Consider the following 18,095-nt stretch of genomic DNA (forward strand, 5'->3'; position numbering starts at 1 on the left):
TGGCGCAAAGCTCTCTCCGCTTGGGTGGCTCTATCCTTGTGTGAACAGGGCCATCCAAATGCCTGCAAACATCATTATTCCGCCAAAATTCACCCAAGTGTGCCATATCGCATACCGGAAAGGTAAAGCCTTTTGGGCGTAGAATACCGTGCCAATGACATAACAGGCCGCCCCACCCACGATACACCACAATGTGGCGATGGGTACGCTTGTAAGATCGGGTATCGCACTCAATCCGATTGCCCCCAGCCCAAGATATGAAGCCGTCGACCACCGGGATTTAACCGTTTCGTTTGTGATTTTGTTCCACACGGCCACTGCGGTCAGACCCCAACACACCCAAAGCAAGGTCATCGTCCATGTTGTCCCGGCCAGCACGAAAAATGGTGTGAACGTCCCACAAATGCTGGGATAAATCGCGGCGTGATCAATACGGCGCAGCAATTTGCGATTTTGATGCAACCCCGAGAAGTGGTAGGCGCAGGAGGCCAAGTTGGACGCGAGCGCGCACAAGACATACACAGCGACCGCAAACACCAACCCGCCTTGAAGGTTGATGTAGGATTTGGAGACAAGTAAACCGCCAGCCGACAGGATCAATACCAGCCCAATCGCATGGACAACCATATCAGCGCGACGATGGGAGAGAACCGGGCTTGGGTAGGTCGTTTGGGTCATGGCGAAATCTTAAATGGGATGTCTTGCGCTAAATGCTGACACCTTAGATGTCCACAGTTTCCGGAGCGTCAGTGACAAGTCATACAACGCGAGTGAGGGAACGTTGCTAACCCAGATAATCGCTGAACTCGGCAACCACGCGTGTATAAACGTCCCGCTTGAAGGGCACAATTTCGTCTACTAAACGATCCTGATCCTGCCATTTCCAGCGGGTGAATTCCGGATGATCGGTCTCAATGTTGATCTGGTCGTCACGGCCGGAAAAGCGGAGCAGATACCATTTCTGCTCCTGACCGCGATAACGGCCTTTCCAGATCTTTGGAACGATGTCGTGGGGCAGATCGTAAGGCAACCACCCTTCAGTCTCAGCGATGATCTCGACCAGATCGGCGGTCACTCCGGTCTCTTCCCACAGCTCGCGCAAGGCGGCATCGCCCGGGGCTTCGCCCTTGTCCACGCCGCCCTGAGGCATTTGCCAGGCGTCCTTGTGGCGGTCGTTGCGCTGACCGACGAAAATCTTGCCCTCCGCGTTCATCAACATCAGCCCGACGCAGGGACGATAGGGTAATTTGGCGATGTCTTCCGGGGTCATGCGCGGCCTCATGGGTTGTTTGGTCAACCTGTAACAAGAGCCGCAGCGCCCGCAAAGGGTGTGACGTTAGGTTTCGCGTGACAACGATTACGTTCGCGTCAATCTACGGCCCAAATCGGGAGGGAGAGTTCGCCATGACTGAGTACCCAAATATGCTGGCCCCGCTGGACTTGGGCTTTACCACGTTGAAGAACCGAGTCCTGATGGGCTCAATGCATACAGGCCTTGAGGAAACTGGCGACTGGAACCGGGTCGCCGAGTTTTATGCCGATCGCGCGCGCGGGGGTGTCGCACTGATGGTGACCGGGGGCATTGGTCCGAACCTTGAAGGGTCGGTGCTGCCGGGCGCTTCGATGATGACGAACGACAAAGAGGTTGCGGACCATTCCATCGTTACACAGCGGGTGCATGACGCGGGCGGCAAGATCGCCATGCAGATTCTGCATGCCGGTCGTTACGCCTATGGCCCGAAATGCGTTGCGCCCAGCCCGGTGAAATCTCCTATTTCTCCGTTCCCGCCTCATGAGCTGGACGAAGACGGCATCGAAAAGCAGATCAGCGATATCGTCAACGCAGCCGTTCTGGCCCAGAAAGCCGGCTATGACGGGGTCGAGATCATGGGGTCCGAGGGTTATTTCCTCAACCAGTTTCTCGTCACCCACACCAATAAGCGTACCGATCGCTGGGGCGGGTCTTACGAAAACCGGATGCGCTTGCCCATCGACGTTGTACGACGCACGCGCGAGGCTGTGGGCACGGATTTCATCATCATCTACCGCCTGTCGATGATCGATCTGGTGCCCAACGGGTCAACCCATGACGAGGTTGTTGAACTGGCGCAGCGGATCGAAAACGCCGGCGCCACCATCATCAATACCGGCATCGGCTGGCACGAGGCGCGGATCCCGACGATTGCCACCAGCGTGCCACGCGCGGCCTTCGCCTGGGTGACAAAAAAGCTGATGGGCAAGGTGTCGATCCCGGTGATCACGTCCAACCGGATCAATACTCCGGAAGTAGCAGAAGAGGTTCTGTCGACGGGGTGCGCCGACATGGTGTCGCTGGCGCGCCCGATGCTGGCCGACGCGGAATTCGTCAACAAAGCGATATCTGGAGCCGGCGCTACGATTGCACCTTGTATTGCCTGCAATCAGGCCTGTCTGGATCATACCTTCAACGGCAAGCTGACCTCGTGCCTGGTTAATCCTCGCGCCTGTCATGAGACCGAGCTGGTTATTGGCACAGCGGACACCGCGAAAAAAGTGGCCGTTGTCGGCGCCGGTCCGGCCGGGCTTTCCACCGCGATGACCGCAGCCCAGCGCGGCCACTACGTTACCTTGTTCGACCGCGCCGATGAGGTTGGCGGACAGTTGAACATGGCCAAACAAGTGCCGGGTAAAGAAGAATTCTGGGGGCTGGTTGACTGGTACCGCACCATGATCACCGATCTGGGTGTCAGGATCGAACTGGGCCGCGAAGTTGGCGCAGACGACTTGGTGGGCTTTGACGAGGTTGTAATCGCCACCGGTGTCACCCCGCGTGATCCGCAGATACCGGGGCAGGATGGCGACAATGTTCTGGACTACATCGACGTCTTGCGTGGCAAAGCCAAGGTGGGCAAGTCAGTCGCTGTGATTGGTGCAGGTGGCATTGGCTTTGACGTGTCCGAATTCCTGCTGGAGGAGGGCCATAGCCCAACAACCGATCTGCCTTTGTGGATGAAGGAATGGGGCGTCACGGACCCTGCCGAGCACCGTTCAGGCCTTGCCCCGGAAGGACCGCAGCCCGAAGCACCTGCGCGGCAGGTTACATTGCTGCAACGCAAGAAGCAGGCACATGGCAAGGGTCTGGGAAAAACCACCGGTTGGATTCACCGTGCAACGCTGAAGATGAAGAATGTCAATTTCGTCGGCGGCGTGAATTACGAGCGGATCGACGACACTGGCCTGCATGTCAGCTTTGGAGAAGAGCGGACAGATCCAACCGTCATCGAAGCGGACACGATTGTTCTATGCGCGGGTCAGGTCTCGGATCGCAACCTTGCCGATGATTTGATCGAACGCGGGATTACCCCGCATGTGATTGGCGGCGCCGACGTGGCCGCGGAATTGGATGCCAAGCGCGCGATCAATCAGGGGACACGTCTGGCGGCCGCCATGTAACTTAACTCCGCGTGTATGAATGCGGCGCACGCGGCCAATCCCCTATGCGAGGCGTTCAAGACGCTGATCTCGGATAACCCGGATCAGACGCGCACCGGTGTTCTTGGCAGACAGGACCAGACCCGCTGGCTAGTTCTGATTTGGTCTAAGGTGCCCTCATGTTAGCCAACACCGCGCGTTTCCGGCGCTTGGTCCCGATCAGCTAGCCCATAATCCCGTACAACCGCAGCGACCCTCAGCCGGTATCCGGCAAACAGTCCCGATCGCCCCCGCGATTGGGCCAAGCGGTGTTGTGTCATGCGTCGCCATTCGGCAACCGCATCCTCATCCCGCCAGAACGATAATGACAGGTATTTGCCGGGGGTCACCAGACTCTGAAACCGTTCGACGGATATGAACCCATCAATCTGATCCAACAGCGGTCGCAGATCTGCCGCTATGTCCAGATAGGTTTGGGTCTCGCCATCCGCGGGTTCGACTTCGAATATGACGGCAATCATTTGGCTTCCCCATGCGGGGCCGAAGCAAGCTTCAACCACGTGCGATCCTCGCGCAGGATAAACCGTTCTTTTTGCGCAAAAGCGTAGTTCTCCTGCCCCAGCGGATCGGCGCTGAGGCGGGCGCGATAGGCTTCGTATTCGGCGAGGCTGGGAACATTGTAGATGCCGTAGGCCAGTGTCGATGACCCCTCGTGCGGGGCGAAATAGCCGATCAGGTCAGCGCCGCAGCGTGGAATCGCCTGTCCCCAGTTTTGGGCATAGGTCTTGAACTGCGCTTTCTTGGTTGGGTCGATCTGGTAACGAATGATGCAGGTCAGCATTGAAGGCTCCGATTGTTGACCTGCGCAGAATACATTCTTGTTTGACTTATATGTTTCGACTATGGTCGAACTATGAAAGACGGACCAGATATTGCCCAGATGGCCGCGCTGATTGGTGATCCCGCGCGCGCAAACATGCTGACGGCTTTGATGTCGGGCAAAGCCCTGACAGCCGGAGAGTTGGCGCGCGAGGCGGGGATCAGCCCGCAAACGGCAAGCTCGCATCTGAAAAAGCTGCTGGAAGGCGGGCTGTTGCACCTGCGGGGACAGGGGCGCCACAAATATTACGGCCTGTCCGGTGAGGATGTCGCGCAGACGCTAGAGAATCTGATGGGGCTGGCCGCGGGACGCGGGCATCTTCGCACGCGGACCGGACCCAATGACGCCGAAATGCGCGAAGCACGTGTGTGTTACAACCATCTGGCAGGCAGTAAGGGTGTACAGTTGTTTACCTCAATGCAGACCCGTGGGTTTCTGGACGTCTCCACAGACAACGTTGTTCTGACCGATACCGGATCTGAGTTCTGTTCCGCGTTTGGAATCGATCTGGATACGCTCAGCAAAAACCGCGCGCCCCTATGCCGGCCGTGCCTGGACTGGAGCGAGCGCCAAACCCATCTTGCTGGCAAGCTTGGACGTGCCATGCTGGCACGCATGGAAGACATCGGTTGGGTGTCGCGAAAGCCAGACAGCCGCATAGTCCGGTTTTCACGCGCAGGCATTCAGGCTTTCGACAAGCAATTCGGAGTGTGACGACTATTCGACCGTGATTGTGATTACCTCTGACACGATCGGTGTTGCGTGGGGTACGTGGCCAGCATCGCCCAACACAAGCTGCAGCGTATGTGGTCCAGGGGCGAGATCCAGCGTCACCTCGGTCTGACCACCGCCGAAATGGATGTGATTGTCATCTGCAGGCAAGCCATAAGCCAGCTCATCCGCGCCATCTTCCCCTTCGCCCAGCGGTGGGCGGTCGATCAACAAGTGATGGTGGCCAGTGTTTTCGTTCTCGGTTCCTGCCGGTGCGACCCCCATGCCAGTTAGACCAAAAACAACGGTTACAGGCGATTGGACGGTGTCACCATCCGACAGATTCACAAAATAAACCTGCGCGTCCGGGTTGGATGGGGTTGATCCACCTGCCATGGCAAAGGTGGTGGGCAGACATAAGGCAATGGCGACGAAAATGGCTTTCATGATTTCCTCCCTGGACACAAAAATGCCACTCTCAGCATAGCACGTTTGGCAAAAAGTCCAGTAAACCAGCATCAATGGAACCTCCGGGCAGGTTGGAAATCACTGTTTCCGCGTTTCCCATCTGCAAACGATCCGATTCAAAACCCTGATATTATCCCATGTCTGCCCCGTTTCCGCCCAGATTGAGCGCCAAGTTCAGTCACGAAAGCAAGACCTGGGGTACGAGAATGGACCGACTGACCGAAATGGAAGCCTTCGCCAATGTGGTGGACCAGGGTGGCTTCACCGATGCGGCCAAAAAGATGGGCATCTCCAAATCGGCCGTGTCCAAGCACGTCTCAAGCCTTGAGGCACGTCTTGGCGCACGTCTGCTAAACCGGACGACGCGCCGCGTGTCGCCGACCGAGATCGGGCTGGCCTATTACGACCGCGCCCGTCGCGTATTGAATGACGCTGGCGAGGCAGACTCGCTGGTGACCTCGATGCAATCAGCGCCGTCTGGCCTGTTGCGGATCAGTGTTGCGACCGATTTTGGCGTCAATCACCTGTCTCCGGTCCTGTCGAATTTCCTGTCGGCCTATCCCGATATCACCGTGAACATGGTGCTGAATAACCGCTACGTTGAGCTGATTTCAGAAGGGTTTGACGTAGCCGTGCGCATTGGCGAGCTGGAAGACAGCACCCTGCGCGCACGCAAGCTGACCGAAACCGTCAAACGAATGGTTGCGGCCCCGTCTTACATCGAAAAATTTGGGCGCCCACAAAAGATCGATGATCTGAACGAGCATAAGCTGCTGCATTACTCCAGCCAATCATCAGGCAATGTCTGGAAACTGACCGCGCCCTCCGGCGAAAAGAGGCAGGTTCGCACAGCCGGTTGGCTCAGCGTGAATGACGGTCAGTCGCTGTTGAATGCGGCGATTTCCGGATTGGGAATCGCATATCTGCCCAGCTATTTATATGCGGATGCACTGAAATCCGGACAGGTTCTGGATGCGATGCCATCCCTGCCTGATGAGGTTCAGGGCGTCTATGCGGTTTACCCGCCCGGTCGCTTTACGCAGCCCAAAGTGAGGGCGTTCATTGATTTTCTTGTCGAGTCCTTCAACGAAAAGGGCCCGATGGATTGGTAATTTCTCCCGGTGGACTGGCCCGCACTTCGGTGCGGGTCTTTTTTTGTCTGCACGTATTGAGAAATGTCAGTTCAACAGCAACACCGCCTCGACCCGGCGATTCAGATCCCGCCCTTCGGCGGTTGCGTTCGATGTGATGGGGGCCAGATAGCCAACACCCTGCGCCTCGATCCGGTCGGATGCTACGCCGTGCGCGTTGATTAACCGGGTCCGCACGGCTTGTGCGCGGCGGGTACTGACGGAAGTATTTGCCTGCCGATCGCCGGTATCATCCGTGTGACCCACCAAAGCGAGCCGCATGCCCGGGTTTTCGGCTAAGAAGCCAGCCAGAAGGGTCAAAGAAGCAAATGGGCCATCACCCAAGGCCACTTCACCCGTGCGAAAATGAAGATCATCCAGAATCACGTGACCGGTGCGTTCAAACTCGGCCAAAAGACCACCCGTTCCGTCAACGGTCTGCTCGATCACAACAGGGGTCGGGCTTGGCCCCCCCAAGGGCGTGACGCGGATCATTTGGACATAGCCATCTGGCGGGTTGCGGCTGACCAAAAGGCTCAGAACCTCGGCCCCTTTGGTGGCTGAAAGAAATCGATAGTCCTGAATGGCGACGTACATATCCGGGGTCGGAATCACCTCGGTGCCGAACCGAAAATCGAATCCTCCGCAGGTGCGAGCTTCGCATTCGAAAAGGATGTCAAACCCCTGCGCCTCTATTTGGTCACGTAAGGGCGCCAAAAGCTGAAGCGTGGTGCTGGATCCGGCTTGCAAGCGCCAGGAAAACCGTTCCACGCGACCTTCTACGGTGCGGGCAGGTACCGAGCCATTGGCATACGGACCGGTTGGCAGATCGTAACTGTCCAATGGTGAAATCCGTTCGCTGATCTGGCGCGCACTGGCGGGCAGCGTCAGGTCCTGCGCGGCAACGGGTCCGGCCAGTATCAGGGTGCAAAGGGCAAGAAATCGGATCATCGAAATTGCGTGTGATACTCTTCGTTTGGAACCATCGCAGTGGCGCTGGCCACGCGGTTCGACATATTGAAAAAGCCAGTCACATTGGCAATGTCCCAGATGTCGCGGTCACTGAACCCTACATCGCGCAGCCGTTGTCGGTTCGGTTCTTCGACTTCAGCACTGGCTGTGGTCATCTTGGCTGCAAAGTCCAGCATCGCGCGCTGACGCCCATCCAGCGGTGCGACCCGGTAATTCATCACCAGCATCTCACCCAATTGCGGATTTCCAGACAACTGCCGTACCGCTGCACCGTGGGCAACAAGACAATAGAAGCACTTGTTGATCGACGAAACGACCACCGCGATCATTTCTCGTTCCAGCTTGGACAGACCACTGTCTGACAGCATCAGATCGTTATACATCGCCGCAAAAGCGTTCAGCTTTTCGATGTCAAACGCATTGGCCTTCAGCACATTTGGCACCATGCCCAGTTTCTCGACACAGATGTCAAAATACTTCTGCGTCTCGGGCGGCAACGGATCGACCATGGGCAGGTCCAACGCGGTGGGCATGTCTTGTTTTGTCACGACGATCTCTCTCTTTCGACACGCTGACGGTAATGGTATTCTCCGACGATCTCCATCCCGAGCGCACGGTAGAGGCCATTGGCCCCGTCATTGGCTTTGGTGCAGATCACGCTAAGGGTCTGGGCGCCGTTGTCCATCGCCCAGAAGGCCGCAGCGCGCATGGTCCATTGACCCAATCCCTGACGTCGATGATCCGGCAAGATTTCCAGTGCATGCAACATTGCGACATCGCCGTGCATCGCGACAAACGCGGTGCCGCAGGGTTGATCGTTGTGACGTAAAAGGAAGGCCGTTTTAGGGCCTTTGGCACGCTCCATAATCGCCACTCGTTCAGGCCCTATACCACCTGACGCCCAGATTTCGCGCATGATCACAAGCGGTTCCCAGATTGAAAATACCGTGACACGGGGGATGGGCTGGTCGGTCAGACGGGTCACTGGGCAAGAATAGATATTGACCGGATCAAGGATATCATACCCCCGGCGGGCTAGCCGCGCATCCAGCATCTCGTGACCCGGACGCAGGCAGAAGATGCGTTTCTGCCCCATCGCACTCATTGCTGCTTCGGCGGCGTCGATGTCTGCATCGGTCGCAGCGCCCAGCGCATTGGCCGCTGACACGCGTGAGCCGCCGCCCTGCCCTTGGCGCAATTGAAATGGACCCAGCGTTTCATAACTGGCAGCGGGCCAGGTGCCGTCGACGATGTCGACCCAGTTAGGGATCACAGCGGCAACTCTTTCGCCAACCGGGTCATGGCCGCGTCAATCCGCGCACCATCGGTACCCCGGACAACCACGTTGGCCCCAAACACTCCGTTGGTCTGAAACGGATAACACCCGATCGACAGGTCGTCGAACGCGCCGGCCAACACAGACAGGGTTGCGGCGATATCGCCCTCACCCCGATTCACGCGCAAAGTTTGAGACAACAAGGGACGACCCCCGGTCAGGGTTGGCAGCACACTGGCAACCATCGCCTGGAACACCAATGGGACCCCGGCCATGACGTGCACATTTTCTATGGTGAAACCAGGCGCGGTCGAGACCGGATTGTCGATCAAAACCGCCCCATCCGGAATACGGGCCATGCGCAGTCGCGCGGCATTCAATTCCAGACCGGAGTTGTCATAGTGGGCCTGCAGCAACGCGCGGGCATCATCGCGCACATCGATATGCGCCCCAAAGGCGCGGGCAATGCAATCAGCGGTAATATCGTCGTGGGTCGGACCGATGCCACCACTGGTAAACACGTGGTCATATGTTTCAGACAATGCTTTGGCCGCCGCCTCAATCGCGGGCGCATCGTCACTTACGATGCGAACTTCGTTCAGATCGATGCCTTGTTTGGTCAGTTCCCCGGCCAGATAGTGCATATTGGCATCACGCGTACGACCCGACAGGATTTCGTCCCCGATCACCAGCATGGCTGCGGTTGGGTTTGACATGGCCTGTCCTTTCTTGCTGCGACGTGTGGGCAAGATATCCGTCCTGACCGGCCTCGCAAGGTCCCATTGTTAGTGACGCAAGGATTCTGTCGGCAAATTTGCGGTGATCCTGTTGAAAAGGTCCATGTCATTCAGCGACCGTGCCAAGATCATCGCTCCCTCCAGTTGGGCAATGGTTTCACCGGCACGCGCTCTTGGATCCTTTGACTCAGCCGCTTGGAACACGGTTTCAAGCCACGCAAGGTTGCGTTCAAAAAATTCGCGCGTCCGCTTGGACACAGGGTCGGGGAGTTTTGCAATCTCTGCACCGAACATACCGCATAAGCACATCAGGTCTTGTTCGATCAGGGCCGATCGGTACACCTGCACATACCGCGCGAGTAGTTCCATGGGAGAGGCCCCATCGGGCTGGCCCAACGCGTCCAGAAACCGCTCGGTGTATCGCTTGACCAGCACCTCCCCCAAGTCTTCCTTGGTGGGGAAGTGGTAGTGAATACTGGCTGATTTGATGCCAATTTCGCTGGCGATATCGCGGAAACTGAAGGCGTTATACCCGCCCAGCCGCGCCATACGCTCGGCCACGTCCAGGATACGAGTTGCCGTCTCGGTCAGGGGTTTATCTGATTTTGCCATGGGTCACGCGTCCAAGAAATCTATCTATCATTAGATAGGGGGTTGAAAAGGAAACCGCCACTCCAATATATCTACCTATCAGTAGATAGGGAATCTGATCATGACACAAACGACAACTCTTATCATCGGTGGATCCAGTGGAATGGGCCTGGCTGCAGCAAGGCAGCTCGTGGCCAAGGGACAGCATGTCACGCTGGTCGGCTCGTCAACTGCCAAGCTGAACGGCGCCAAGGCCGAGCTGGACGCTTCTACGGAAACCCAGCAGGTCAACCTGCGCAATGCAGCCGAGGTCGAAGCCTTGATTGAACAGATCAAGACAAGCGACAAGCACATCGTGGGTCTGATCAACGCGGCTGGAACATTCTCGCCCAAACCGTTCCTTGAGCATGGGTTTGAAGACTATGACAGCTACATGGACTTAAACCGCGCTACGTTTTTCATCACCCAAACCGTGGCTGAGAACATGAAGGCCAACGGCAGTGGCAGCATCGTCAACATAGGCTCTATGTGGGCCAAGCAGGCGGTTCGGGCGACGCCGTCCTCGGCCTATTCGATGGCCAAGGCTGGGTTGCATTCACTGACCCAGCATCTTGCAATGGAGCTGGCGGCCCACGGCATCCGCGTCAACGCTGTTTCACCTGCGGTTGTGGTGACGCCAATCTACGGCGCGTTCATCGACCCGGACCAGATCGAAGACACTCTGACCAGCGGATTTGATGCCTTCCACCCGATTGGTCGCGTCGGTCGGCCCGAGGATGTAGCCAACACAATCACCCATCTGCTTTCGGATGACGCGTCCTGGGTCACCGGGGCGGTTTGGGATGTCGACGGCGGCGTGATGGCGGGTCTGGTCTGACCCTTTTCTTGCGGGCGGGTGCGCGATATGGCGGTGGGTATGAGATTCCCGACGCCTCTTGTTCCCGCCCGCCTGATCCGCCGCTACAAACGCTTTCTGGCCGATTGCACGCTGGAGGACGGGCGTGAGATCACCGCCCACTGCGCCAACCCAGGCTCAATGCTGGGACTGGCCGAGCCGGGTAGAAAAATCTGGCTGGAGCCCAATGACGACCCCAAGAAAAAGCTGAAATACGGCTGGCGGCTGGTCGATCATGAGAATGGGCATTTCACCGGCGTCGACACATCCGTGCCCAACAAAGCCCTGCGTTCCGCGCTTGAAGCAGGTGAGGTTTCCGAACTGGCCGCCTATCAAACCGTGCGACCCGAGGTGAAATACGGCGAAAACAGTCGCATTGATTTCCTACTGACCCAACCAGGGCTGCCGGATGCCTATGTTGAGGTCAAAAGCGTCACCCTATCGCGCCAACCCGGTCTGGCCGAGTTTCCCGACAGCGTCACCGCCCGCGGCACCAAGCATTTGGGGGAACTGGAGGCGATGACCCAGCAAGGTCATCGCGCGATCATGTTGTATCTGGTGCAACGCACGGATTGTCATCGATTTGCACTGGCAGCAGACATTGACCCGACCTATGCGGCGGCATTTGATGCGGCACAAGCACAGGGCGTAGAACGGCTGATCTATGGAACTCGGGTTTCGCCCGAGGGGATTGAGATAGACGACCGATTGATTTCAGGTAAACTGCTGTGAACTAAGGCTTAAACCTCTTTGAAGACTGAGTGCTGCCAATTCTGCCGAAAGACTTTTGAGCCAAAACTGTCCGCCGGGTTACGAGCAGTTGTTGAGAGCACCGAAGTTTGACAGGTCGACCCCGAGGGGAATAACAAGCTGGCCGTAAACCCGTCTGCCGCCAGTGATCTGGATTTCTGGATGGATCGCAACGTTCTCAGCAGAGTCTTCTTCTCTAACCGTTTGAAAATCGCAATCAAGGAGTCCGGGCTCAGCGCGCGCTGGCTTGGGTTCCGTCCCAGTAAAATAGTCTCTGACTGACCTGTGCCGGAAGCGACAATTCCTTGAACGGGCGCTCCCAACACAGGTCAGACCAACATATTACCTCACAAAGTCTTAAGATCCGGCCACAAGTCCTTATCAAGGGCTTTGACGAACGGTTTGAAATGGTCTGCCACAGATTGCCAACGCCCGACCGAAGACGTGTTCACAGGCTGTCGGACTTGTAAGTTGCTTGCGGTTTTGACGGCATCGGACAGGTCATGTGGCGACAGCATAGCCTCTTGGAACTGAAGATCGCAGATCCGGGCAAGGTCTTCGACCGTGTCTTTCAGATTGCTGACCAGATGCTCGTACCCGATGTTGTGAATCCGACCCGGCAGCTGGTGCTGCCAATGCAGAACATAGCGGCGATATCGGTTTGCCTCGGCCGCCATCCATTTCAGGTCATGTGTGAAATACAACCCAGCCGCACCAAAATGCGTGCGCCACATCGACAGGGCAACATCCCGGGGATCGCGTTCGACGTTCAGGATAACAGCATCGGGGAAGGCCTGGGCAATTGCCCCGAGATACGCGTAGTTCCCCGGCGCCTTATCCACAAAAGCCACCGCGCCTTCGGTCAGGTTTGGCAAGTTTTCGGCATAATGATCGGCCAGTTTATCCGCTGCTTGCCATTCGGACGGCTGAGCATGGGCCTTTCGGGCCCAGTGGTGCACTGACGCAAGTTCACCCAGACCCTGAACACCGCTATGGGCAGACAAGATACGCTCGACCAGAGTTGTGCCGGATCGCGGCAGACCAACGACAAATATCGGTCGGGGAATATCGGTTCGTGGTCCGGGTGTAGGGTTTGGCAAAGACGCGGCCAGAATCTTGCGGCATTGCTTATCGTTGCGCGAGTCCCACTCCTTCAGGCCCTCGCGCAGAAATCCATGGGCCTCGGACAGGTGCTGCATCTCAACCGCGGTATCCTTGTCGTGACGCGCCAGGCTCGCCGCTGCAAAATGAACGACCGCAGCCCCTTCGCGACCAGAGGACCGCTTGCCTTCAAGAGTCTGGGATATATTGGCCTTCAGCTTCAACCGATCATCCGGCGACAGGTTTGGCAGTGTCGTCATGAATTCAAGCGTTTCGGGATGGTCCGGAATCAAATCAAGGGCCACACGAGCATGAGTTATTGCTTCATCGATCTGCCCCATTCCGACATGCGCCTTGGCCAGACGCAAACGGCCAAAGTGAAATCTGGGGTTTTGTTCAACAAGTGTGGTTAGCAAGTCAATCGCACGTGTCCATTCGCGCAACTCGTCCAGGATATCGGCTTTCAGGCATAGAGCCTGCAAATTCTTCGGTTGCTGTTTAATCACTTTTTCTATGGCCACCAGGGCCAATTCATCTTCGTTTTCACGCAGCAGCGCCAGCGCCTGAATGTAAAGCTGGGATGGCGTCAAAGCCGCCCGGGTGCCAACTTTGTCGATGAAACGCAAAGCGTCTTCGGAATTTCCACCCTGTACCAGACTCAACCCGTAATTCTGGATCAATTCCTGGTTTTCAGGATCCAAATGCCACGCACGTTCAAAGTTCGTCTGCGCCAGTTTGAATTTCTGTTGCTGGACCGCACACAATCCCGCGAGCTTGGGCAAAGCGGACACTTTCGGCCATTTTTTTGCGGCCTTGGTTGCCCGTTTGTATGCTTTGTCCGGACGACCATTTTTTAACAAATCACTAATAACAGACACTTCGGCACCCACAGGGTCGAATTTATTAATCATTTTCAAAGCCCTATCTGTCTCATTAATTCGAACAGACCATGCCCCGGTTCACTCAAAAAATTTCCGAGGGTCTATTTGTTTCGATATGATACTTGATCAACAGCATTACAATGCGACGCCGCGCCCTCTGGTACTTTCTGCGCAAGCAGCGTAAAAGGAGTGCTGCGCGAAACATTTGGAGCCTAGCGTCGATGAAAGAACATCGTGGCCGTCTGACAAAGGACGGTATCCGCATCTATGAACAGGGTGACTTTGCCGGAATGCACGCGGCAGGGGAACTGGCTGCGCGGATTCTGGATGATGTCGCTGACCATGTCGTTGTTGGCCAAACCACTGGCGAGATTGATCGGATCATCACACAGATGGTCGAGGATGCGGGCGCGACCTCGGCGACCATAGGTTACAAGGGCTATCAACACGCCAGCTGTATCAGCGTCAATCACGTGGTTTGCCATGGTATTCCTAGCGATAAAAAGCTGAAAGATGGCGACATCCTGAACGTTGATGTGACCGTTGTTGTCGATGGCTGGTTCGGAGACACCTCGCGCATGTATGTGGCCGGAAAACTGCCGCGCAAGGCCGAACGACTTATTCAGGTGACCCATGATGCGCTGTTCAAAGGCATCGAGATGGTCAAGCCGGGCAACACGTTCGGTGATATCGGTCACGCGATTCAGGCCTATGTCGAAGCGCATCGGATGAGCGTTGTGCGCGACTTCTGCGGCCATGGGTTGGGCCGGGTGTTCCACGCGCCGCCGAACGTTCTGCATTATGGGCGTCCGGGCACCGGTGCAAAGCTGGAAGAAGGCATGTTCTTTACCATTGAGCCAATGGTAAATTTAGGCCGCCCCGAGACCAAAACGCTGGCCGATGATTGGACTGCGGTGACGCGCGACAAATCACTGTCAGCCCAGTTTGAACATTCGGTGGGTGTCACGGCGGACGGGGTCGAGATTTTCACCCTCTCACCGGGCGGCAAGTACCACCCGACTTATTCGTCCTGATCGGCGACCTGCTCGCGCAATAGCTTTAGCAGCATCGTCTCTGGGCCCCATGGCGTGACAGCGTCATGGATGAAGATCGGTGTGCGCATAGGTTTTGGAGGCGGACCGGTGACGGCATCGGTGTCCTGCAAAAAGGCCCAGAGTGGCGGGGGAATGGCGCGGTCCATCTGCAAACCATAACATAGTCGCGTCAAAGCCCCAAAAGCTGTGGGGCTTGCGCCATATCGGAAAAGACCTCGGCGCCAAGTGCAGCCAACCGGGCGCCGTCGTCATGGGCGGCGTACCCAAGGCAGCGCATGTCCGCCTTGATGGCAGCGGTAACGCCATTTTCACTGTCTTCGATGACGACAGGCGATTTAGCGTCAAAATGCCGGGCTGCGGTCCGAAACATGGTGGGGTCGGGTTTGCCGACCCCCAGAACATAGGCCGAGAACATGACGTTGCTAAAACGGTCCCACAAGCCGTTTTGACCCAGTGTGATCTGCATCTTTTCAGGCCGCCCGTTTGAAGCAACGCAGAATGGGATTCCCTGCGCATCAAGCTGTGCCAACAGTTCGGGGATACCCTCGATCAGAGGCGTCCCTGCGCGCAAAACCTCGTAGGTCTGGGCGTAAATCTGATCGATCCACGCGTCGGGCAAATCCGCGCCTAGCGTCCGGGCTTTGTCGCGGACACCAGTCATGGTTCCGCCGACAAAAAGCGACATGCATTCGTTCAAGGAAAGATGCACACCATAGCCCGCAAGATTGTCGACTATGACCTGATTGGACAGAACCTCGCTATCGACCAGAACGCCATCGCAATCGAAAATCACCAGATCATGCATGTCACGCCCCCTTCCACCACATCAATGAGATATGGGTGTCGCCATATTTCCGCGTATCGTGCAGATCGAAACCCTCGGGCGCTGTCATTGGGGCCCTTTCCTCCCAGACGATCAGGGCGTCATCAGCCAGCCAACCACCCTGCGTGATTTTGGCCAAAGCCTTTTCGCCCAGCGCCTTACCATAAGGCGGATCGAGGAAGACCAGATCGTACCCCGGGCTTGGATTATCCCCCAACCGCGTTGCGTCCCGGCGGATCAGCTCGGTGCAGGTTTTGCTGCCGGTCAAGTCAATATTTTTGCGGATCAGAGCCTGCGCCGCACGACCATCGTCGACAAAAGTCACATAAGACGCGCCGCGCGACAGCGCCTCAAGCCCCAAAGCGCCAGTGCCCGCGAACAGGTCCAGTACGCGCAAGCCGTCAAAATCGATCTGATGACTCAGAACGTTGAACAGGCTTTCGCGCACCCGGTCGGTGGTGGGGCGCAGATGCGCGCCCACATCTCCTTTGCCAACCGAGGTCAGGGCGCGACCCCGGAACGCTCCGGCAATAATCCTCACGCTTTAAGCAACGGCTTCAGGTCCGCATCCGGGTCAGCCACCACAGTCGGATCGGCTGTTTTCCCCATCTCGATCAAGCGCTTGCCGACCATATAGGAACGCGGATCGTTCATTGCGTCAACGGCAATCAGCCGATCGCCCTTGTAGTACCAGAAGGAAACAGTTGCCCCTTCGCCCTTGCGCGTCACCACGCGATCATAGCCGGTGTTCAGGCCCGCGATCTGTAATTTGACGTCGTATTGATCCGACCAAAACCAAGGCGTCGCCACATAATCCTTGGCCGCGCCGAGCATATTCTGGGCGACGATCTCGGCCTGATCGATTGCGTTGGGCACGCTTTCCAACCGGATGCGATCCCCCTTGTGCGGGAAAGACGCACAGTCACCGGCCGCCCAGATTGACGGATCAGAGGTGCGGCCATGGGCATCGGTCTTGATTCCGTTGTCCAACGTCAGCCCCGCCATCTCGGCCAGCTGGGTTGCCGGCGCGATCCCGACGCCGACGATAACGAAATCCAGTTCAAGCTCGGATCCATCGGTCAAGACGGCGCCCGTCACCTTGCCATTCTCGCCCACCAGACGATCCAGCCCAACCCCTTCGCGTATGTCTGCGCCGTAGTCGCTGTGCAAGGCCCGAAAATAGTCGCTGGTTTCAGGAGCAGCAACACGTTGCAGGATACGATCCGCCATTTCGACCAGCGTTACCTTGACCCCGCGCTTGGCGCACACGGCGGCGGCCTCAAGCCCGATATAGCCGCCGCCCACGATCAGTGCGCGCGCACCTTCTGTGACCCAGGGGCCCATATCGTCTACATGCGCCAGATCGCGCACCACGTGCACACCATCCAGATTACCGCCTATCGCAGCGGGCAACCGACGCGGGTCTGATCCGGTGGTCAGGGCAAGCTCGTCATAGGAAATAACCTCATCGCCCAACGTCACAGTCTTGGCCTTGGCATCGATGCCCGTCACGCGCTGACCCAAACGCAGGGTGATGCTGTTATCGGTATAAAAGCTCTCGGGGCGCAGGAATAAACGTTCCAGCTCCATCTCGCCCAGCAGGTAGGCCTTGGACAGTGGCGGGCGCTGATATGGCAGATGCGGCTCGGCCCCAATCAGGGTGATATCGCCTTCGAACCCATCTTTTCGCAGCCTGGCAACAAGCGATGCACCCGCCTGTCCGGCACCTATCACGACAATATGGCTCATGTTCCTCCCACCCTGTCGAATTCACGTGGTCACTTTCGTCCGACCACCTATATTGCGGCAGGGACTGACTCTGCAAATCCAATCGACAGGAGCACAAAATGATTTCTACCGGTGATACTCTGCCCGATGCCACACTGATCCAGATGGGCGCTGAAGGCCCCGAAGGCGTTCAGGTTTCAGACAAGACAAAAGGCCGGAAGGTCGTCATTTTTGCTGTGCCTGGGGCATATACCGGCACCTGCACAACTGCGCACGTGCCCAGCTTCATGCGGACCAAAGATCAGTTCGACGCAAAGGGTGTAGACGAGATCATCTGCATTTCGGTCAACGATCCCTTTGTGATGAGCGCTTGGGGCGAATCCACAGGTGCCAGCGCGGCCGGTCTGACCATGCTGTCCGATGCCTCATCGGAATTTACCAAGGCACTGGGAATGGATTTTGATGCACCACCCGTGGGCCTGATTGCACGGTCCAAGCGCTACGCCATGCTGGTCGAAGACGGCAAAGTCGTCGCCCTGAACCTGGAAGAAAACCCAGGTGTCTGTGAAACTTCGGCAGGCGAAGGACTGCTGGACGTCATTTGATCCAGTTTGGCCCCGGCAGTGCTGGGGCCACATGAAGTGTATTTAACTTGATACACTCCCCAGATGGACCAATACTGGACC

General features: G+C 57.1%; 22 protein-coding genes. 7 read left to right on the forward strand and 15 right to left on the reverse strand.

Annotated elements, in window-relative coordinates; translation table 11 throughout:
* Window positions 1–30: 30 nt before the first annotated feature.
* The gene (gene trhA / locus ACR0BU_RS10145) at window positions 31–678 is read right to left on the reverse strand and encodes a PAQR family membrane homeostasis protein TrhA (RefSeq protein ID WP_299889465.1); all 648 of its coding nucleotides are present in this window, start codon (window positions 676–678) and stop codon (window positions 31–33) included.
* 106 nt (window positions 679–784) lie between these two features.
* Window positions 785–1,270, reverse strand: coding sequence for an RNA pyrophosphohydrolase (locus tag ACR0BU_RS10150; RefSeq protein WP_480737150.1), 486 nt, complete (start codon window positions 1,268–1,270; stop codon window positions 785–787).
* Window positions 1,271–1,404: 134 nt separating this feature from the next.
* Between ACR0BU_RS10150 and ACR0BU_RS10155 the strand changes: the two genes are divergently transcribed.
* Window positions 1,405–3,432 (forward strand): 2,4-dienoyl-CoA reductase FMN-binding domain-containing protein, encoded by a 2,028-nt coding sequence (locus ACR0BU_RS10155; RefSeq protein WP_480737152.1) that lies wholly within the window; start codon window positions 1,405–1,407, stop codon window positions 3,430–3,432.
* Between the two features lie 161 nt (window positions 3,433–3,593).
* On the opposite strand, the gene ACR0BU_RS10160 is transcribed toward ACR0BU_RS10155, so the two are convergent.
* Together ACR0BU_RS10160 and ACR0BU_RS10165 are read right to left on the reverse strand one after the other, a co-directional pair.
* The gene (locus ACR0BU_RS10160) at window positions 3,594–3,932 is read right to left on the reverse strand and encodes an antibiotic biosynthesis monooxygenase family protein (RefSeq protein ID WP_298934328.1); all 339 of its coding nucleotides are present in this window, start codon (window positions 3,930–3,932) and stop codon (window positions 3,594–3,596) included.
* Window positions 3,929–4,252 (reverse strand): NIPSNAP family protein, encoded by a 324-nt coding sequence (locus ACR0BU_RS10165; protein ID WP_480737154.1) that lies wholly within the window; start codon window positions 4,250–4,252, stop codon window positions 3,929–3,931. Before ACR0BU_RS10165 ends, ACR0BU_RS10160 begins: the two co-directional genes overlap by 4 nt.
* Window positions 4,253–4,324: 72 nt before the next feature.
* On the opposite strand from ACR0BU_RS10165, the gene ACR0BU_RS10170 reads away from it, so the two are divergent.
* On the forward strand, window positions 4,325–5,005 hold the full coding sequence (locus ACR0BU_RS10170; RefSeq protein ID WP_480737155.1) for an ArsR/SmtB family transcription factor: 681 nt from the start codon (window positions 4,325–4,327) through the stop codon (window positions 5,003–5,005).
* Window positions 5,006–5,008: 3 nt separating this feature from the next.
* Here ACR0BU_RS10170 and ACR0BU_RS10175 read toward each other — a convergent pair whose 3' ends face one another.
* Window positions 5,009–5,449, reverse strand: a complete 441-nt coding sequence (locus ACR0BU_RS10175; RefSeq protein ID WP_480737157.1) for a DUF4399 domain-containing protein — start codon at window positions 5,447–5,449, stop codon at window positions 5,009–5,011.
* A gap of 227 nt (window positions 5,450–5,676) precedes the next feature.
* Between ACR0BU_RS10175 and ACR0BU_RS10180 the strand changes: the two genes are divergently transcribed.
* Window positions 5,677–6,582, forward strand: coding sequence for a LysR family transcriptional regulator (locus ACR0BU_RS10180; protein WP_120634856.1), 906 nt, complete (start codon window positions 5,677–5,679; stop codon window positions 6,580–6,582).
* Window positions 6,583–6,648: 66 nt separating this feature from the next.
* Here ACR0BU_RS10180 and ACR0BU_RS10185 read toward each other — a convergent pair whose 3' ends face one another.
* From ACR0BU_RS10185 to ACR0BU_RS10205, 5 genes are all read right to left on the reverse strand, one after another.
* Window positions 6,649–7,551 (reverse strand): OmpA family protein, encoded by a 903-nt coding sequence (locus ACR0BU_RS10185; protein ID WP_480737159.1) that lies wholly within the window; start codon window positions 7,549–7,551, stop codon window positions 6,649–6,651.
* Complete coding sequence (locus tag ACR0BU_RS10190; RefSeq protein WP_480737161.1) at window positions 7,548–8,120, reverse strand: peroxidase-related enzyme; 573 nt, start codon at window positions 8,118–8,120, stop codon at window positions 7,548–7,550. The genes ACR0BU_RS10185 and ACR0BU_RS10190 overlap by 4 nt, the downstream gene beginning before the upstream one ends.
* Complete coding sequence (locus ACR0BU_RS10195; protein WP_300069155.1) at window positions 8,117–8,845, reverse strand: GNAT family N-acetyltransferase; 729 nt, start codon at window positions 8,843–8,845, stop codon at window positions 8,117–8,119. The genes ACR0BU_RS10190 and ACR0BU_RS10195 overlap by 4 nt, the downstream gene beginning before the upstream one ends.
* A complete protein-coding gene (locus ACR0BU_RS10200) occupies window positions 8,842–9,564 on the reverse strand; it encodes a competence/damage-inducible protein A (protein ID WP_480737162.1) in 723 nt (240 codons plus the stop codon). The genes ACR0BU_RS10195 and ACR0BU_RS10200 overlap by 4 nt, the downstream gene beginning before the upstream one ends.
* A gap of 69 nt (window positions 9,565–9,633) precedes the next feature.
* Complete coding sequence (locus tag ACR0BU_RS10205) at window positions 9,634–10,197, reverse strand: TetR/AcrR family transcriptional regulator (RefSeq protein ID WP_480737164.1); 564 nt, start codon at window positions 10,195–10,197, stop codon at window positions 9,634–9,636.
* A 100-nt stretch (window positions 10,198–10,297) separates the two neighbouring features.
* Here ACR0BU_RS10205 and ACR0BU_RS10210 point away from each other — a divergent pair, with 100 nt between their 5' ends.
* Window positions 10,298–11,053: an SDR family NAD(P)-dependent oxidoreductase gene (locus tag ACR0BU_RS10210; protein ID WP_480737166.1), complete on the forward strand. Its 756-nt coding sequence runs from the start codon at window positions 10,298–10,300 to the stop codon at window positions 11,051–11,053.
* Between the two features lie 39 nt (window positions 11,054–11,092).
* Window positions 11,093–11,803 carry a DNA/RNA nuclease SfsA gene (gene sfsA, locus ACR0BU_RS10215; protein WP_480737168.1) on the forward strand — a complete coding sequence of 237 codons (711 nt, stop codon included), beginning with the start codon at window positions 11,093–11,095 and terminating at the stop codon, window positions 11,801–11,803.
* A gap of 365 nt (window positions 11,804–12,168) precedes the next feature.
* Here the strand turns inward: sfsA and ACR0BU_RS10220 are convergent, their stop codons facing one another.
* The gene (locus ACR0BU_RS10220) at window positions 12,169–13,833 is read right to left on the reverse strand and encodes a tetratricopeptide repeat-containing sulfotransferase family protein (RefSeq protein ID WP_480737170.1); all 1,665 of its coding nucleotides are present in this window, start codon (window positions 13,831–13,833) and stop codon (window positions 12,169–12,171) included.
* 191 nt (window positions 13,834–14,024) lie between these two features.
* Between ACR0BU_RS10220 and map the strand changes: the two genes are divergently transcribed.
* On the forward strand, window positions 14,025–14,837 hold the full coding sequence (gene map / locus ACR0BU_RS10225) for a type I methionyl aminopeptidase (RefSeq protein ID WP_480737172.1): 813 nt from the start codon (window positions 14,025–14,027) through the stop codon (window positions 14,835–14,837).
* Here map and ACR0BU_RS10230 read toward each other — a convergent pair.
* The 4 genes from ACR0BU_RS10230 to ACR0BU_RS10245 are packed head-to-tail and all read right to left on the reverse strand — an operon-like array spanning window position 14,825 to window position 17,430.
* Window positions 14,825–15,004 carry a hypothetical protein gene (locus tag ACR0BU_RS10230; protein WP_298934296.1) on the reverse strand — a complete coding sequence of 60 codons (180 nt, stop codon included), beginning with the start codon at window positions 15,002–15,004 and terminating at the stop codon, window positions 14,825–14,827. The genes map and ACR0BU_RS10230 overlap by 13 nt on opposite strands.
* Window positions 15,005–15,027: 23 nt before the next feature.
* A complete protein-coding gene (locus tag ACR0BU_RS10235) occupies window positions 15,028–15,663 on the reverse strand; it encodes an HAD family hydrolase (RefSeq protein WP_480737174.1) in 636 nt (211 codons plus the stop codon).
* 1 nt (window position 15,664) lies between these two features.
* Window positions 15,665–16,222, reverse strand: a complete 558-nt coding sequence (gene rsmD / locus ACR0BU_RS10240; protein WP_480737175.1) for a 16S rRNA (guanine(966)-N(2))-methyltransferase RsmD — start codon at window positions 16,220–16,222, stop codon at window positions 15,665–15,667.
* Window positions 16,219–17,430, reverse strand: a complete 1,212-nt coding sequence (locus tag ACR0BU_RS10245) for an NAD(P)/FAD-dependent oxidoreductase (protein ID WP_480737176.1) — start codon at window positions 17,428–17,430, stop codon at window positions 16,219–16,221. Before ACR0BU_RS10245 ends, rsmD begins: the two co-directional genes overlap by 4 nt.
* Window positions 17,431–17,528: 98 nt before the next feature.
* Between ACR0BU_RS10245 and ACR0BU_RS10250 the strand changes: the two genes are divergently transcribed.
* On the forward strand, window positions 17,529–18,014 hold the full coding sequence (locus ACR0BU_RS10250; protein WP_298934290.1) for a peroxiredoxin: 486 nt from the start codon (window positions 17,529–17,531) through the stop codon (window positions 18,012–18,014).
* Window positions 18,015–18,095: the final 81 nt, after the last annotated feature.

The organism is Ruegeria sp. CK2, from assembly GCF_056536585.1.

Bases quoted from the DNA above. Each gene is read 5' to 3' on its own strand.
- ACR0BU_RS10165 (WP_480737154.1), bottom strand. From the start codon at position 4,252: ATGCTGACCTGCATCATTCGTTACCAGATCGACCCAACCAAGAAAGCG.
- ACR0BU_RS10210 (WP_480737166.1), top strand. From the start codon at position 10,298: ATGACACAAACGACAACTCTTATCATCGGTGGATCCAGTGGAATGGGC.
- ACR0BU_RS10205 (WP_480737164.1), bottom strand. From the start codon at position 10,197: ATGGCAAAATCAGATAAACCCCTGACCGAGACGGCAACTCGTATCCTG.
- ACR0BU_RS10230 (WP_298934296.1), bottom strand. From the start codon at position 15,004: ATGGACCGCGCCATTCCCCCGCCACTCTGGGCCTTTTTGCAGGACACC.
- ACR0BU_RS10180 (WP_120634856.1), top strand. From the start codon at position 5,677: ATGGACCGACTGACCGAAATGGAAGCCTTCGCCAATGTGGTGGACCAG.
- ACR0BU_RS10185 (WP_480737159.1), bottom strand. From the start codon at position 7,551: ATGATCCGATTTCTTGCCCTTTGCACCCTGATACTGGCCGGACCCGTT.
- ACR0BU_RS10175 (WP_480737157.1), bottom strand. From the start codon at position 5,449: ATGAAAGCCATTTTCGTCGCCATTGCCTTATGTCTGCCCACCACCTTT.
- ACR0BU_RS10220 (WP_480737170.1), bottom strand. From the start codon at position 13,833: ATGATTAATAAATTCGACCCTGTGGGTGCCGAAGTGTCTGTTATTAGT.
- ACR0BU_RS10235 (WP_480737174.1), bottom strand. From the start codon at position 15,663: ATGCATGATCTGGTGATTTTCGATTGCGATGGCGTTCTGGTCGATAGC.
- trhA (WP_299889465.1), bottom strand. From the start codon at position 678: ATGACCCAAACGACCTACCCAAGCCCGGTTCTCTCCCATCGTCGCGCT.
- ACR0BU_RS10150 (WP_480737150.1), bottom strand. From the start codon at position 1,270: ATGACCCCGGAAGACATCGCCAAATTACCCTATCGTCCCTGCGTCGGG.
- ACR0BU_RS10200 (WP_480737162.1), bottom strand. From the start codon at position 9,564: ATGTCAAACCCAACCGCAGCCATGCTGGTGATCGGGGACGAAATCCTG.
- ACR0BU_RS10250 (WP_298934290.1), top strand. From the start codon at position 17,529: ATGATTTCTACCGGTGATACTCTGCCCGATGCCACACTGATCCAGATG.
- ACR0BU_RS10160 (WP_298934328.1), bottom strand. From the start codon at position 3,932: ATGATTGCCGTCATATTCGAAGTCGAACCCGCGGATGGCGAGACCCAA.
- ACR0BU_RS10155 (WP_480737152.1), top strand. From the start codon at position 1,405: ATGACTGAGTACCCAAATATGCTGGCCCCGCTGGACTTGGGCTTTACC.
- ACR0BU_RS10245 (WP_480737176.1), bottom strand. From the start codon at position 17,430: ATGAGCCATATTGTCGTGATAGGTGCCGGACAGGCGGGTGCATCGCTT.
- ACR0BU_RS10170 (WP_480737155.1), top strand. From the start codon at position 4,325: ATGAAAGACGGACCAGATATTGCCCAGATGGCCGCGCTGATTGGTGAT.
- sfsA (WP_480737168.1), top strand. From the start codon at position 11,093: ATGAGATTCCCGACGCCTCTTGTTCCCGCCCGCCTGATCCGCCGCTAC.
- map (WP_480737172.1), top strand. From the start codon at position 14,025: ATGAAAGAACATCGTGGCCGTCTGACAAAGGACGGTATCCGCATCTAT.